7 protein-coding genes are annotated in these 16,794 nt (G+C 52.6%); all 7 read left to right on the plus strand.

Features of this window, described 5'->3' with window-relative positions; all coding sequences use genetic code 11:
- Positions 1 to 4: 4 nt before the first annotated feature.
- Entirely contained in the window at positions 5 to 949 is a 945-nt protein-coding gene (locus tag METLA_RS0100920; RefSeq protein ID WP_024296758.1) for a class I SAM-dependent methyltransferase, read from the plus strand.
- Positions 950 to 991: 42 nt separating this feature from the next.
- Positions 992 to 1,777 (plus strand): glycosyltransferase family 2 protein, encoded by a 786-nt coding sequence (locus METLA_RS0100925; protein WP_024296759.1) that lies wholly within the window; start codon positions 992 to 994, stop codon positions 1,775 to 1,777.
- 2 nt (positions 1,778 to 1,779) lie between these two features.
- Positions 1,780 to 2,634, plus strand: a complete 855-nt coding sequence (locus METLA_RS0100930; protein WP_024296760.1) for a glycosyltransferase family 2 protein — start codon at positions 1,780 to 1,782, stop codon at positions 2,632 to 2,634.
- A gap of 36 nt (positions 2,635 to 2,670) precedes the next feature.
- Complete coding sequence (locus tag METLA_RS0100935; protein ID WP_024296761.1) at positions 2,671 to 3,873, plus strand: glycosyltransferase family 4 protein; 1,203 nt, start codon at positions 2,671 to 2,673, stop codon at positions 3,871 to 3,873.
- Entirely contained in the window at positions 3,866 to 4,783 is a 918-nt protein-coding gene (locus METLA_RS0100940; RefSeq protein WP_024296762.1) for a glycosyltransferase family 2 protein, read from the plus strand. The genes METLA_RS0100935 and METLA_RS0100940 overlap by 8 nt, the downstream gene beginning before the upstream one ends.
- Positions 4,784 to 5,399: 616 nt before the next feature.
- Entirely contained in the window at positions 5,400 to 6,530 is a 1,131-nt protein-coding gene (locus tag METLA_RS0100945) for an exopolysaccharide biosynthesis polyprenyl glycosylphosphotransferase (protein WP_024296763.1), read from the plus strand.
- Positions 6,531 to 6,872: 342 nt separating this feature from the next.
- Positions 6,873 to 16,781, plus strand: a complete 9,909-nt coding sequence (locus METLA_RS23395; RefSeq protein ID WP_036281326.1) for a N,N-dimethylformamidase beta subunit family domain-containing protein — start codon at positions 6,873 to 6,875, stop codon at positions 16,779 to 16,781.
- Positions 16,782 to 16,794: the final 13 nt, after the last annotated feature.

The following is a 16,794-nucleotide window of genomic DNA, read 5'->3' on the forward strand; positions in this document are numbered from 1 at the left end:
TACTATGACTTATGCACCCGCCGTTTCAGAAATCTATGGCGAAGTTTTGCACGAATGTGTGGCTTGCGGGGCTGAGAAAATACGTTATTGGCGTCAGAAAAACTTCCAATATACCGAAAGCTCTTATCACAGTGAGTTTCATATCTACCGCTGCGAAAATTGTGGCACCGGGTTTTTAAACCGGCCGCCGCATAGCGAATGGTTGCAGGCCATCTATCAGTATTCGGGTCAAGCGCTGACTCGACCGATCACGCTGGAAGAGATCTTGGCGAGAGAGGCCGAGTTTCCGAATTGTACGGTGGACGCCGAGCGTATGGCCCGTAAAGCCGATCAGTTCAACCGATCGGTGAACCCTCTGGCCCTGGATATCGGTTCAGGTTTTGGTTTTTACACGCAGGCGCTCAGGAAAGTGGGCTATCGGACGGTCAGCATCAATCCGGGCAAATACGAAAATGCGGTGTTCAAAGGCTTGAACGGCGATGAGCCGCTTGCCGTGATGTTCGAGAATTACGAAGCCCCGGAGCCGTTTGGCATCGTGATGATGTCGCAGGTATTGGAACATCTGCTTGAACCGGATCAAGCGATAAAGAAGGTGTCCGGATTGCTGTCGCCGGGTGGCGTTTTGGCCTGCGCGGTTCCGAATTATGCCTCCTTTTTAGTGAAGCTCTTGGGCACCAAGGATAACGCCTGTTTATGGGTGCCGGAGCATGTCAATTATTTTACCGAGAAGGGCTTAACCGCCTTAGTGGAGCGCAATGGCTTCACCGTCGTCAAGGTCGAGCAGGTTACCCGGATACCCTTCAATGCGTTATCTCGAAGACTGGGGCTCAAAGGCAAGCCCGCCGCCTTGGCCAACGCCTTGGTCAAGTATTTGCAGTTTCCGTTCGCCGCTTTGATGCATTGCTTCGGTCTGGGCATCTACATCAATCTTTATGCGGTCAAGAATTAAAAACCAGCGTTATCTTCATAGCAGAAATTTTAAGCAAGTCACATGCTAACTGTTGTTATTTTGACCCAAAACGAGCAAGCCAACCTGCCGGGATGTCTGGCCGCGATTCCCGAGCGCTATCCGGTCGTGATCGTGGATTCTGGCAGTACCGATGATACGCTGGAGATCGCGACTCAGCGGGGTTGCCGCATTTATAGCAATCCATGGCCAGGCTTTGCCGAGCAGCGCAATTTTGCGATCAATCGATGCGATATCGGTACGCCGTGGCTATTGTTCGTCGATGCCGATGAAATCTATCCGCAGGCGTTTTACGACTGGTTTGAATCCGAAATGGCGGGCTCCGATGCGGTGGATGTGCTGATGGTGCCATCGATCTTGTATCTTCGCGGCAAACGCCTCAGTCATGCGCCAGGCTATCCGATTTATCATCCAAGACTGGTGCGCCGGGAAACCACGCGCTTTGTACAGAACCATACCGGGCACGGCGAAGCGGTCGTTAATTCGTGCCGGATCGGCTATTCGGATATCCCTTATGATCACTATTTTTATCATGGCGAGATCATCGAATGGATGCATAAACATGTCGGCAAAGCCGCGCAGGAAGTGCAGCTTAAGCCCACCCAAGATGCGCTGATGACCACACGCGGACGCTTGAGCGTTTTATTGGGGCGGTCCTGGTTCAGGATCATAGCCCGGTTTTTATACCACTATGTTTTTCGCGGTGGTTTTATGGACGGAGCGGCGGGGCTGGAGTTTGCGCTGATGTTTACCTGGTATGAGGCAACCATCTATATGCAAGCCAAGGCCGGTGTGCAAACAAGGGGATGAAGATGAAAGTTTCTCTCGTACTGGCGACGCTCGGAAGAGACGTGGAAGTCGCGGATTTTTTGAAATCCTTGCTGTGCCAGACCTATAAAAACTTTGAGTTGATCATCATCGATCAGAACAAGGACGGGAAAATCGATGCGATAGTCGAGCCGTTCCTTAGCTATCTTGATGTGAAGCATGTGAAAGTGGATTTTACCGGCAACGCCCGGGCCAGAGACTATGGCATCGGCCTGGCGCAAGGCAGAATCGTGGCGTTTCCGGATGACGATTGTGCCTATGATAAGGATGTGCTGGAGAAGGTCGTCGCCGAGTTTACGAGGCGCAAAAACCTCTCGATCCTGGTGGCGGGGTCGTATGATTTTTCATCGAGCCGCTTTAGTATCGGCGTGAACAGCCCTAAAGCCCGCTATTTTTCGCGCTTTGAGATGATGGGCGTCGAGTTCACGCAGTTTTTCGATCTGACCCGCTTGGATCGGCAGCAATTCCATCTGGATTGTGACTTCGGGATTGGCTCCAAATATTCCGGCGGCGAGGGTTTTGAACTCTTGTACCGCCTGCTTCGGGCCGGCTGTACCGCCTTTTATACGCCGGGCATCAAAATTTATCACCCGGACAAGGATCACTACAAGCTGGGAACCGGAAGAATGCTGATGTATTCGACCGGCGTCGGGGCTTACATCAGAAAATTCACCAATCAGCGGGATGTATTCATGCTGTATTACATCGCGCGCAAGATGTTTGTCGCCCCCCTCCTGAAAATGCTGCTGGCTTTGGTGTTATTGAACCCGAAAAAGCTGGCTTATTCTTTTTACAACCTTGTCGGTATATGGCGCGGCTTTCTGGCGTATGAAAGCTGATTTTTTGATCACAGAATTTGATTCAGGAAAAAGACTATGGAAGTAGGCATTGTTACCACGCATATCCCTCCCGCTAAAGGCTACGGCGGGGTATCCGTCACCGCCAGTGTGTTGACCAAGGCCTGGGCGGAGCGGGGCCATAAAATGACGCTGGTCTCCTCGGGCGAGTCGATCGACGGCCCGTTACGAGCCGAGCAGGTGAAACTTGGCGGGCAGGTCGATGTTCAGCTCTATTCTTGCTACGGCTTCAGACGCTGGGGCTTCGGCTTGGGCGCCATTCCGAAGCTGTTTAGTCTGTGCCTGCGCTCTCCGGTGGTTTATATCCACGGCATCGCGACCTGGCCGTCGACGCTGGCTGCCATTTTTTGCTGTTTGCTGCGCCGACCGTTTATGGTGGCCGTCCATGGCGGGCTGATGCCCGAGCATGTCGATCTGATACGCCGCAGGAAACCGCACAAGTGGCTGTATTATCGCTGGCTGACTTTTCCGACATTGCGCCGGGCGATTGCGGTGCATTGCACCAGCGACACCGAGGCCGAAGGCGTATGCAACGTGCTCGGCCAGGATGCCCGTATCCTGTTGGTGCCGAACGGCATCGACAGCCGCGAGTTTCCAGTCGCCGGCTATCCTGCCGGCGAAGGCATGCAGCTTTGCTTTCTGGGGCACGTTCAGCAGGAAAAGGGCATCAATGCGTTTATCAAGGCATGGCTGAAAATTCGCCGGCCCAATGATCGCCTGGTCATTGCCGGACGCAGCGTCGACGGTGACTATTTCGAAGAGTTTCAGGCGTTGGTCGAACAGGCGCAGGGCGCTATTAGCTATCGGGGTTATCTGCAACGCGATGAAGTGATGGAACTGTTGGCGTCCAGTCATTTCCTGGTGCTGCCTTCTGGTCTGGAAGAGGCCGGCGGCATGCGCGAAAACTTCGGCAACGTGGTGGCCGAAGCGATGGCCATGGGGCGACCGGTTCTGGTCGCGAAAGGCCTGGCCTGGGATCATCTGCAAGCGCTGGGGGGCGGCTTCGTTTTCGAGCGCAACGTGGCATCGGTGTGCGGAGCGCTGTGGAAAGCGCAGGCACTGGACCGTTCGGAATGGCAACGGATGTCGGCAAATGCTCGGCAGTATGTCGAGCAGCAACTGGATCCCGTTAAACTTGGCGATAAGGTCTGGCAGGTGTTGACGAAAACTGATCCGGCTGATCTGCCGCAACAACTGGCAGAAGGTTCATCTTATGAATAAAGTCGGTCTTATCGTTCCCACTCTCAATGCGGGCATGCTTTGGGATGCCTGGCTGAAGGCCTTTGAGCTGCAGACCCGGAAACCGGATTACCTGTTGGTAATCGACTCGTCATCCAGTGACGACACCGCCGCGATGGCGCGTGCTCAGGGCTTTGACGTGCATGTCATTTCGAAGTCGGAGTTTAACCACGGCGGCACACGCCAGTTCGGCGTGATTACCTTGGCGGCCGCGGATATTATCGTCTTTTTGACCCAGGATGCCTTATTGGCCAACCCCGATGCGATAGCCAAGCTGGTCGCCACGTTTGAGGATGAGAAAGTCGGCGCTGTCTATGGTCGCCAATTACCGCACCGGAACGCAGGACCGATCGGCGCGCATGCCCGTCATTTCAATTATCCGGCCGAAAGCCAGGTGCGCAGTCTGGAAGATCGCAAACGTTTTGGGATTAAAACCGTCTTCATTTCCAATTCCTTCTCTGCCTATCGGCGCAGTGCGCTGATGCAGGTCGGCGGTTTTCCGGTGGATACGATTATGAATGAAGACACCTATGTCGCCGGCAAGATGGTGATGAACGGCTGGAAAATCGGCTATTGCGCAGAGACCCAAGTGTTCCACTCGCACGACTATGGTTTTATCGATGAATTTAAGCGTTACTTCGATATCGGTGTGTTTCACGCGCACACCAGCTGGCTGCAACAGACCTTTGGCGGTGCCTCCGGCGAGGGCTTACGCTTTGTGATTTCGGAAATTCGCTATCTGACAAAACACGCGCCTTGGCTGATTCCTTCTGCGGTGCTGCGGACAGGATTGAAATGGAGCGGGTTCAAGTTGGGTGTGCTGCATTCGAGTCTGCCAAAGGCTATGCGTTATAGCTTTAGCCTTCATAAAGCCTATTGGCTCCGAACCTAAGGGGAGGCGGGGCGTGATACAGTAGCCCCGGCGCCGCCCGTTTCAGCTTGGCGGCGCACCGCCATTTCGCCCGAATTCATATCTTGGCAAACCTGGCTGATACTCAGTCTGTCAGTTTGACGACTTTTCATTTGAAGCTGGCATCGGAATGTCGGCTTTTTTCACTCATGACTTAGTTCCTCTCTTGACGCGATATATTTAATCGACCTACTCGGATATCCGTTGTTATTGGAAAGCCGCATATCTTTCTTGTTTGTCATTATCTTGTTGTTCCGCTTTCGTTCACGATTCTTGGTTGGCGGCTGGGCGGCAATCAATGTTTCCACGATCGTCTCTAAAAACAGCAGCAAGCCTCTTGCGGCCCGATTCTTACAGTGCTTGCGTCATCTGATGGGGTTCTTGCAGTGTGCCGTGACTTTAGAGTCGTGGTTTCGTCCGGATTGCTTCATCGGAATCGACCTGCCGAAAATGGGGGATTTTGCTAGAGGGCTAACTAATTCTGCATTTCCATGAGTTTGAATGTTTTCCGGGCAAGGAGTCATAGGTATTTTTACCTATAGACATTGTTGAGGGGTGGGTTTAACATAATCTTAAGCTTAATGCCGTTGGAATGAAAATGAAAAAAAGTGAACATTTTCAAATAGAGTCAGCAGCGCCGCCTTACATGCCTAACAGCTTAAGTCATTATGGGGTGAATTGCGATGAAATTTTTTATGACTCTTTTTTTATCGAGCAGTTGCGTCTTGAGAAGCTCCGTGCGCAACGATCTAAAACCACTTTATCAATCGTTTTATTAACACTTGATAAAGAAAGGGACGGTGAATTGATAAATATGCTTGATATTTTGACCGTTGTTCGCAAAAAGATACGGGCTACCGATATTAGTGGATTTGTTAATCATAAAACCATAGGCATCCTTCTACCCGATACAAATGAGGAAGGGGCCAAAGAAATTTGTGCAAAATTAATTAATGGAGATGAGACACCACAGTTCTCCGCTACCACCTCGATTTATCCTGATGCTATATTTGAAAGCCTTGCAAAAACTGGGAGTATTCGGCCCGATGTTTTTCCTTTCGCTCTGGAGTCTTCAATAGATGCTTCATGGTTTAAACTTCTATTGAAAAGAGGCGTTGATATTGTAGGATCTATTTTCGGTATTGTTATTTTAATGCCTGTAATGTTAATTACGGCATTGGCTATCAAAGTGACCTCTCCTGGCCCCGTCATTTTCAAGCAAATCCGATTGGGCAAACAAGGGATTCCCTTTACGTTCTACAAATTTCGTTCCATGCATGTGAACATGGATGATCAGATTCATCGTGAATATGTCCGAGATCTTATCAAAGGTGACCACGCTAAAATCAACCAGGGAGATGCGGAAGATCCCTTCTATAAGCTCAAAGATGATCCGAGGATAACCAAAGTTGGGCGTTTCATTAGAAAAACAAGCATTGATGAGCTGCCACAGTTTTTTAATGTGTTAAAGGGTGATATGAGTCTGGTTGGACCACGTCCTCCTCTAGCTTATGAAGCTGAGAAATACCAAGCATGGCATCTAAGGCGGATATTAGAAATGAAACCCGGGATAACCGGGCTTTGGCAGGTGGAAGGTAGAAGTAAGACAGGTTGGGATGACTCTGTGAGGCTCGATATTCGGTATATTCAGAGCTGGTCACTTTTAATGGATCTAAAGATTTTGTTGAAAACGGTCAATGTGGTTTTAAAATGTCGAGGGGCCGTGTAAGGGCTAATAAAATTTAGTTATACGGCTATGTCTATTTTAATATTTCATTTCTCGGTTATCGAATCAAGGTTGAGAAATTTGAACAAGTCAGATAATGTTTTTGATGAGAAATCAAGTTTCAATCGTTAATACAAACAAAGTCGACTAACAATAAATTGAAACCCTGAAACGACATTATTCGTATATTTGTCTTCGTGCAGAATGGATTCTCCATGGTTTTAATGTGCACAACTCTTAATCTTGCCTAGGAATGTGCAGTTTCTGAATTTGAAGCATAGCTTCTCCGAAAATCACTGAATTTTGAGTAACCAGCCTCGAATTAGGTGAAGAAGGTGAAAAAATATGAACAAAAAAAATCACTACTTAACAGGCATAATCCTTACTATTTTTGTTTGGGTTGCTTTCACGCTGTCTATGGACATTGCGAGGCCCGTAAGAGCGGCAAGTGCTGAGCCATCCATTATGGATTTCTCCCGTAATGAACGTAACCTCGTCGCGTTTAGTCCGGACGGCGATATTTTGGCCAATGTAGACGCCGACGGACTCATTACATTATGGAATGTAACCTCCGGTTTAGCCCCTATAAATCTTCAGAATCAGTCTGCAAACTTGGTTACCGGAATTGCTTTTCGGTCCGATGGGAAAATATTGGCCGGTGTCGGTAAAGATTCGATCAAGTTATGGGATATCGGGTCAGGTCAAGAGCAACTTTCTATTCCACTCGTCAATCCAAATTCCGCTATTGTGCAGGTTGCATTGAGTTCTGACGGCGAGCGTCTTGCAGGTGTGACTCTGGAAAACGAAATTTTGCTATGGAATTTGAAGACGGGTCTTTCAAAGTCGATTAAGGCCGAGCAAGATGTAACTGTCGATCAATTAACATTCAGTCCCGACGGAAAATTTTTAGCCAGTGCATATAATGGACAGAATTCACATATCAAGCTGTGGGACGCAGTAAGCGGAGAGTTGTATGCAGATGTTCCAGCCGATACATTTGTAACTGAATTTGAATTCAGTCCAGATAGCAATGTCTTGGCGAGTGTTGGCCAGGATGGCCTGATTACGTTGCTGGATCTAAATTCTGGCGCAGTAAAACGAATTCTAGATACTAAGGCGGAAATCACCGAGATAGCATTTAGTCCGGATAGCAAGACTCTGGCTACTGGCAGCGGCGGAAACGATCCTAAAGTTATGTTATGGAATCCAGTGACTGGCGAGATGGTCTATGAACATCCAGCAGAGAGTGGTGCACCGGTTAGTCATTTATTTTATAGCCCTGACGGTGAGCTCCTGACAAGTATTGGCACAGACTCCCTTATCAGTCTGTTAGATGCTCCTACGGGTGAGCTGAAAAAGCTTCTCGTCGGGCCGACCGGCGAAATCATCAAAGCCGCCTTCAATTCAAAACAACCTTCTTTGGCGGCCATTGGAAATGATGGCGGATTATTCGTTTGGGATTTGTTGACGGGTGTGGTGCAGCAAGTATTTCAAATCCCAACAGCGCTCAGTGCACCCATGAGTGACTCACAAGCGCTAATTACCCCGAACGCTGCTTCTTCTTCACAAGTGAATGTTCCAAACACAGCTGTTGCAGCGCAACCTGACGGAAGCAGTCAAGTTGCTGGCAAAGATAATGCTGGAACGAGCAAGAAACAGAGGGTACAAAATTGGAAGGGGATCAAAGAGCTTGCTTTGAGTCAAGATGGCATGGAAATGGGGGTGGCGGCTGAGGATGGCACGATTCGGACTTTTAACAAAAGCGGAAGCCAGCGCTGGAAAGTAACGAGTCATCACGGAAGAGCTATTACGGGATTGGCTTTTCGGGGGAAAACAAAAGAATGGGTAAGCACAGGTGTAGATACGGAAATAAAAACCTGGGACGATACTGGTAAAAATCTCAAAACATTTTACGGACCTGAACACCCGACTCGTGCAGTAGCCGTGAGTCCAGATGGGCAATTTATCGCAACCTCTGGCGAAGATACGAGAGTTTTTCTTTATGACGCCGTAGCACATAAATTAAGCAATATTTTTTCGGGTCACATCAATTTTGTTAATGACTTGGCATTCAGTCCCGACGGGCAGGTGTTGGCCAGCGCTGGAGCTGAAGGGCGTACCCTGTTGTGGGATGTTAAAACTGGTAAACTTCTTAAAACATTACTCGGACACTCGGATCAAGTAAATGCCGTTGCTTTCAGTCCTGATGGAGCGCAGTTAGCCAGTGCAAGCGCCGATAGTACAGTTATTTTGTGGAATTCAAAAAGTGGCGAGCAGTTCAAAACGCTTGCTGGACATCAGGGCGGTGTAAGGTCTGTCGCGTTCGCTCCGAATGGAAAAAAACTAATCAGTGCTGGCGAAGACAAGCTGATGTTGGTGTGGGATCCGAAAACCGGACAATTAATAAAACAATTGGATGGGCAGCCGGCTGTTATTAACGTCTTAGTTTTTGATCCGGCTGGTAATTTGCATACGGCGAATGAAAACAGTGAAGTATCTGAGGTCAATACGGATGCCGGTACGATAATTAATACGATAGCTGTGCCAGTGACGCCCGCAGTTGCTCCGCAAGCGAGCTATTCAGAATCTATTTCTTTGGCTGTTGCATCGACAATAGGGAGTTTGATGTCGTCTTCATTCATTGAGAAGCCAAATTTAGATAAGGCAAATCAAGGCAAGGGGATAATCGGTTCGGTCTTCAACCAACTTTTAGATTGGGTCATTCCTCCCGCCAACGCCGCTTTACCTTCACCTCCAGGTGGACCGATTCTGGTCATTACATCGGGGATATCAGGAACACCCTCTGCACCTGACTTTGGAAATTACTATGACGAGATATTGCGTACCGAGGGCTTGAATGAATTTGCGTTAGCCAATATCTCAACTGTTAGTGCTGCAACACTTGCCGCATATGATATAGTTATTTTAGCGCAGATGCCGTTGACCCAACCTCAGGCAGATATGTTGAGTGCGTGGGTTACAAACGGCGGCAATCTGATTGCAATGCGCCCCAATAAAAAGTTAGCCAGCCTCCTTGGGTTAACCGATGCCAGTGCTACCCTAGATAACGGCTATCTATTGGTTGATACCTCTGTATCTCCTGGTAGCGGAATAGTTGGTCAAACCATACAGTTCCACGGTACGGCCGATCGTTACACATTAAGCGGCGCTACCAGCATCGCTATGTTGTACGAAACAGCTTCAACGGCCACTACAAACCCGGCAGTCACTTTGAAAACGGTAGGAGCCGGGAAGGCGGCAGCGTTCACCTACGATCTGGCGAAATCGATTAGTTATACGCACCAGGGTAATCCCGACTGGGCGGCTCAAGATCGAGACATTACTATCCCAAACATGGTACCGCTCATTCGTTCGGACGACAAATTTTATGGTGATGGTCCTGCTAGCCCTGACCCGAAGCTGGGACCGGGGCCTGATTGGATTGATTTCACGAAAATATCCATTCCGCAAGGGGATGAACAGCAACGATTACTCGTCAATCTGATTCTTGAAATGAATCGGGACAAAAAGCCTCTGCCCCATTTCTGGTATTTTCCGCGTGGCTTCAAGGCTGCATTAATCATGACTGGCGACGATCATGCAAACAATGGTACAGAAGCGCGCTTTAATTCATTTATAGCCGCCAGTCCACAAGGATGTTCTGTAGAGAATTGGGAATGTGTAAGAGGCACATCTTACATGTATCCCTCAACACCCCTCGCGCCTTCAACAGCTGTTAGCTTCGATGCGCAAGGTTTTGAGGTCGGACTGCATATTACTACCGGCTGTGATAATTTTACCGCCGAGACGCTTAAATCTGATTACGATAGTCAGATCGCTTTATTCCAGGCGAATTTCCCGGGGCTTCCTGCACCTATTACCGAGCGCCACCATTGTATAGCCTGGAGCGACTGGGTTACCGGCGCTAAAGTGGAGTTCGCTCATGGGATTCGCTTGGATACCGATTATTATTTCTGGCCTCCCGAGTGGGTTCAAAATCGTCCGGGTTTTTTCACTGGGTCCGGCATGCCTATGAGGTTTGCAGACCTCGATGGGTCACTCATCGATGTCTATAACGCAACCAGCCAGATGACCAATGAGTCGGGTCAGACATACCCTTTCACCATTGATTCGCTGCTAGATCGCGCAGTGGGCGCCGAAGGGTATTACGGGTCCTTTACCATTAATTACCATACCGATTTCAATGGGTCAGAACAGGTAACAGACATTAATAGTATCATCAACTCTGCTAAGTCTAAGGGTGTTCCCATAGTGACGAGTAAACAGATGTTGACTTGGCTGGATGGCCGCAACAGTTCATCGTTCGGATCACTGGCATGGGACGGCAGCAGTCTGAGTTTTACGATTACGCCCGGAACGGGCGCCAATGGGCTACAGGCCATGCTGCCTACGCATTCTTCCGCCACCGGCAACTTGGTTGGTCTGACGCTCAATGGTACTAATGTTAATTTCACAAAAGCCGTCATCAAGGGCGTGGAATATGCTTTTTTCACTGCAGCGGCTGGCGCCTACAACGCGACTTACCAAGTCATTCCGCTTTCAATTACTACTGCTTCGCTGACTAATGGGGCGCTGGGAATCCCTTACACAGCGGCGTTGGCGGCGACAGGTGGAACGCTGCCGCATACCTGGTCGATTATCAGTGGATCTCTGCCGCTGGGCTTGAGCTTGAACGCCAGCACCGGCACTATCGCCGGAACGCCAACTTCCACCGGAACGGCCGCCTTCACCATCCAGGTCCGCGATTCGGCCAATCCCGCAGCGACGGATACTAAACCGTTGAGCATTACCATCGACCCACCACCACCTCTTACCATTTGGCCCAACACGACGGTTCCAGGCTTGGTTGACGGTGGGGCGGACAGTCCAGTGGAGTTGGGCGTAAAGTTTAGATCAGATGTAGCAGGCACCATTAGCGGGATTCGCTTCTACAAGGCGAGCGCCAACACAGGCACGCATGTAGGGAATCTCTGGAGATGCAACAATGCTACGTGCAGCACCGGCACACTGCTGGCAACGGCGACATTCATTGGCGAGAGCGGCTCCGGCTGGCAACAGGTGAACTTCTCGAGTCCGGTGGCGATCACAGCCAATACGGTATACATCGCATCTTACCATGCCGATAACGGACATTACAGCGCCGACGTTAACTACTTTGCGAGTACGGGGGTCGATAATACACCGCTACATGCGCTAGCCAATGGAGTATCCGGTGGCAATGGAGTTTACGCTTACGGTGCGACCAGCGCGTTTCCAATCAATACCTTTAACACCTCCAACTATTGGGTGGATGTGGTCTTCAACCCTGGCCCGGCGGCGACGCTGACGTCGATCGCGGTGACGCCGGCGAATCCGTCCATTAATGTCGGTGCGGCCCAGCAGTTCACGGCTACGGGAACCTATTCGGATAATTCCACGCAGAATCTGACCAGCCAGGTGACCTGGGTCTCGGCGACCCCAACATTGGCGACCATCAATGCGGCAGGACTGGCGACGGGTGTCAGCGCCGGTACCAGTTCCATTTCGGCCACCCTAAGCGGCATATCCGGAAGCACCGTGCTAACCGTACAAGCCGCACCACTCAGTATCACCACGGTCTCGCTTCCGGATGGCACGATCTCGTCGGCGTACGGGGCGGCGCTGGCGGCCAGCGGCGGGACTTTACCGTACACATGGTCTCTTGCGACCGGCAGCACTTTGCCCGCCGGCCTGACCCTGAGCAGCACCGGGGCGATCAGCGGCACGCCTACTGCGACTGGCACCACGACCTTCACGGTCCAGGTGCGCGATTCAGCCAATCCGGCGGTAACGGTGACTAAGGCGTTGAGTATTAACATTACCGCAGGCACCGGCGGCTGCGCCTCGCCGCCGAATGCTATCGTGGCCGAGAACTGTTTGAGCGGCAATCCTAAGACCGAGTGGGACGTCAGCGGTGCCGGCGACGCCTCGATCCAGGGCTTCGCCACCGACATCAGCGTCAACAAAGGCGGAACTGTTAACTTCAAGATCAATACGCCCGCCACCAACTATAGACTCGACATCTACCGCATGGGTTATTACGGCGGAAACGGTGCTCGGAAGGTTGCGACAGTCAATCCTTCGACAACCTTGCCGCAAAGTCAGCCGGCCTGTCTGACTAATGCGACTGGTATCATCGATTGTGGCAACTGGTCAGTGTCGGCATCCTGGACGGTGCCTGCCAATGCCATTTCTGGGATTTATTTCGCCCGAGCCGTGCGCAGCGACACCGGTGGTGCGAGCCATATCGTCTTTATCGTTCGGGATGATGCGAGTACCTCCAAAATATTGTTCCAGACCGCGGATACCACTTGGCAGGCCTACAACAGCCATCCTGGCAACCTCCCCACTAGTAGTGCCACCAGCTTGTACACAGGTGTAGGGCCGGGCACTGGCGGAAGTGCGGACGGCCGTGCCTACAAGGTAAGCTACAATCGGCCTTTCAATACGCGGGTTTCGGAGACCGAAACTTGGCTGTTCAGCGGTGAGTATCCGATGGTCAGATGGTTAGAGGCCAACGGTTATGATGTCTCGTATTTCACTGGTGTGGATGCGGATCGGAACGGCGCACTGATCACAAAACACAAGATCTTCCTGACCAACGGGCATGATGAGTATTGGTCTGGCGCTCAGCGGGCCAATGTCGAGGCAGCCCGAAACGCTGGCGTCAATTTGGCCCTCTTCAGCGGCAACGCGATTTTTTGGAAAACGCGCTGGGAAAATAGCATTGATGCGTCGGGAGCGGCATACCGTACACTGGTTTGCTACAAAGAGACACACAACTATCCCAATAATCCCGACCCGACCGATATATGGACCGGAACCTGGCGCGACCCGCGAGGCACTCCGCCCGCGGACGGCGGCCGTCCAGAGAATGCCCTCAGTGGTACCTTCTTTCGAATTAATGGCCCCTTCGTAGATACCATCAAGGTTCCGGCCGAGGATGGGAAGATGCGTCTCTGGCGCAACACCGACATTGCGACGCAGGGCGTTGGCCAGATTGCTGCACTGGCAGCTGGGACTCTGGGTTTCGAGGTCGATGTCGATGACGACAACGGCTTCCGCCCCGCAGGTCTGTTCGGGGTATCCAGTAGTCCGATCTCGACGTCTACCCTTTACGCGGTCGACAGCGGCTTTGGAAGTACTTTCGGCGCGCCACCCATTGGTACTGCTCCTACGAACCGGCTGACGCTATACCGACATTCCAATGGCGCGCTCGTGTTTTCGACCGGCAGTTACCAGTGGTCTTGGGGGCTTGATGCCAACCACGACCGCAGCGATCTGGGTTCGGTGACCGATGTGCGAATGCAGCAGGCGACGGTGAATCTGTTCGCGGACATGGGCGTCCAGCCCGGTTCGCTGCAGTCGGGTCTCGTGAGGGCAGCAGCCTCGACCGATACCACTCCTCCGAGTTCGGCGATCACCGCGCCGGTGGCGGGCGCCAATGTCACTCCGGGCAGTACGGTCACGATCAGCGGCTCGGCGACTGACACCGGCGGCGTAGTCGGAGGGGTCGAAGTTTCGGTTGACGGTGGAACGACCTGGCATCCGGCCACGGGCCGCAGCAGTTGGAGCTACAACTGGACGCCGAGCGGAGCGGGCACAGTGACTCTCAAGAGCCGCGCGGTAGACGACAGCGGTAACCTGGAAGCGGCCGGTGTTGGCGTCAGCGTCACTATTGGCTCGCCGCTGCAATCGATCGCAGTATCTCCGGCGAGCCCGTTGATTGCGGGAGGTGCGACGCAGCAGTTTACGGCTACCGGTACCTACGTGAACGGGACTACCCAGAATATCACCGGCCAAGTGAACTGGGCCTCGGCGGCCCTAGCGGTGGCGACCATCAACGCCTCGGGATTCGCGACGGGTGTGAGCACCGGCACCAGTACGATCTCGGCTACGCTCGGCAGCGTCACCAATAGCACCGTGCTGACCGTGCAAGGCGGCACGCTGCAGACCATCACGGTAACCCCAGCGAATCCGACGATCGCCTCCGGTGCCACCCAGCAGTTCACAGCCACGGGCAATTATTCGGGCGGGGGGGCTGTGAATCTCACCAGTCAAGTGACGTGGAGCTCCTCAAATACGGCCATAGCCACGATCGGGTCAACCACAGGCTTTGCGACCGGAGTCAGCGCTGGTACTAGTACCATTTCGGCTACCTTCAGCGGCATTACCGGGAGCACCGTCCTGGCTGTTCAAGCGGCTCCGCTCGCTATCACCACGGCTTCGCTGCCAAGCGTAACGGAGGGGCAGGCGTACTCGCAGAGTTTGGCGGCGAGCGGCGGTACGCTGCCATACACGTGGTCCATCACATCTGGTTTGCTACCAACTGGCCTGACCTTGAATACTTCCACTGGAGTAATCGGCGGAACACCCACCGCTACGGGTACTTTTAACTTCACGGTTCAGGTGAACGATGCCACCATTCCTACTCACCAAACCGCGAGCCAGGCCTTAAGCATCGTCGTGCAACCCGCCGCCTCAGCAAGTATCGCCATAGACACGATAGCAAACCGGGATGGCCGTGGCACCGTCACGACACCTGCATTCAGCACCGCGGGAGCCAACAGACTGCTGCTGGCATTCGTGGCGTCGGACGGACCATCGTCAGGTCTGCAGACGGCGACGGTCAGCGGGGCCGGTCTGGCCTGGACGTTGGTGCGGCGGACAAACACCCGAGCGGGTACTTCGGAGGTGTGGAGCACATTTGCCTCTTCCGCCTTGACGAATGTCACTGTGCAATCAGTGCAGGCGCAAGCAAACTTTGACCAGTCGTTCACAGTCGTGGCCTTGGCGGGGGCAAGCGGCGTCGGGGCCAATAACGGAGCTAATGCCGCCTCTGGAGCACCGAGCGTTGCGCTCACGACTACAACGGCGAATGCCTGGGTATTTGGGGTGGGTAACGACTGGGACGGCGCAATAGCCCGTACCGTGGGTCCCCTACAGCAGATGGTCCACGAATGGGTGGATACGGGGGCTGGCGACACCTTCTGGGTGCAGCGGTTGAGCAATGCGGTTGCGACGGCCGGAACGTCGGTTCAGATCAGCGATACCGCGCCGACTGCAGATCGGTGGAATCTCACCGCCGTCGAGGTTGTACTGGGCACCCCGGCGCCCCCGCCGACGCTGACCTCCATCGCAGTGACACCCACGAATTCGGCTATTAATGTCGGTGCGACCCAGCAGTTCACGGCCACGGGAACCTACTCGGATAGTTCAACGCAGAACCTTACCAGCCTAGTGGCATGGACCTCTGCGTCACCGTTAGTGGCGACCATCAACGCCGCTGGGCTGGCGACGGGGGTGGGTACTGGTACCAGCACCATAACGGCGACGCTAAACGGCGTCTCTCCTGCAAACTCTACGCTAACCGTACAAGCTGCTCCCTTCGGCATCACGACCGCTTCATTGCCTGGCGGTATAGTGAACACGGCTTATACAACGACATTGACGGCGAGCGGCGGCGCGCTGCCGTACACCTGGTCCATCACCGCTGGTGGTTCGCTGCCAACTGGCCTGACCTTGAATACTTCTACTGGCGTAATTAGCGGAACGCCCACAGTTACGGGCACTTTCAACTTTACGGTTCAGGCGAGCGATTCCACCACTCCTACTCCTCAAACCGCGAATAAAGCCCTTAGCATTACCATCGCGAATGCTGTTACCAGCACCGGCTTCTTGAGTCCGACCGCCAACGCGCCGGTGATCAGTAGTGCTGGAGACAACAATGGGTTCCAGACAAATCCAACCAACGCCTTTGCAGACGGTGATCCGCTTCTCCTCGGTGGCGGCTTCGCGGTGGATACGAACAGCGGTACCGGCACGGGCAACTCGTGTACCGCTACCGGCAAGGATAAACACGACTATTTCACCTACGGTATCAACTTGCCGGTCGACGCAGCCATCAAGGGCATTGAAGTACGTCTGGATGCCAAGGTCGACAGTATCGCCAATACTCCAAATATGTGCGTGCAGCTTTCTTGGGATGGCGGCACTACGTGGACGGCGGCCAAACGCACAGCGACCCTGACCACGATAGAGGCGACCTATGTTCTGGGCGGTGCTGCGGATCTCTGGGGGCGTACAGCCTGGAATATAAGTGATTTGTCGAATACCAGCTTCCGCATACGTATTATCGACGTAGCCTCGTCTACGGGAGCCAATGCCCGTGATTTCTCGTTAGATTGGGTTGCAGTACGGGTGTCATACCAATGAGCTTGGATTGCGG

Source organism: Methylomicrobium lacus LW14, from assembly GCF_000527095.1.
GTDB classification, from domain to species: Bacteria; Pseudomonadota; Gammaproteobacteria; order Methylococcales; family Methylomonadaceae; genus Methylomicrobium; species Methylomicrobium lacus.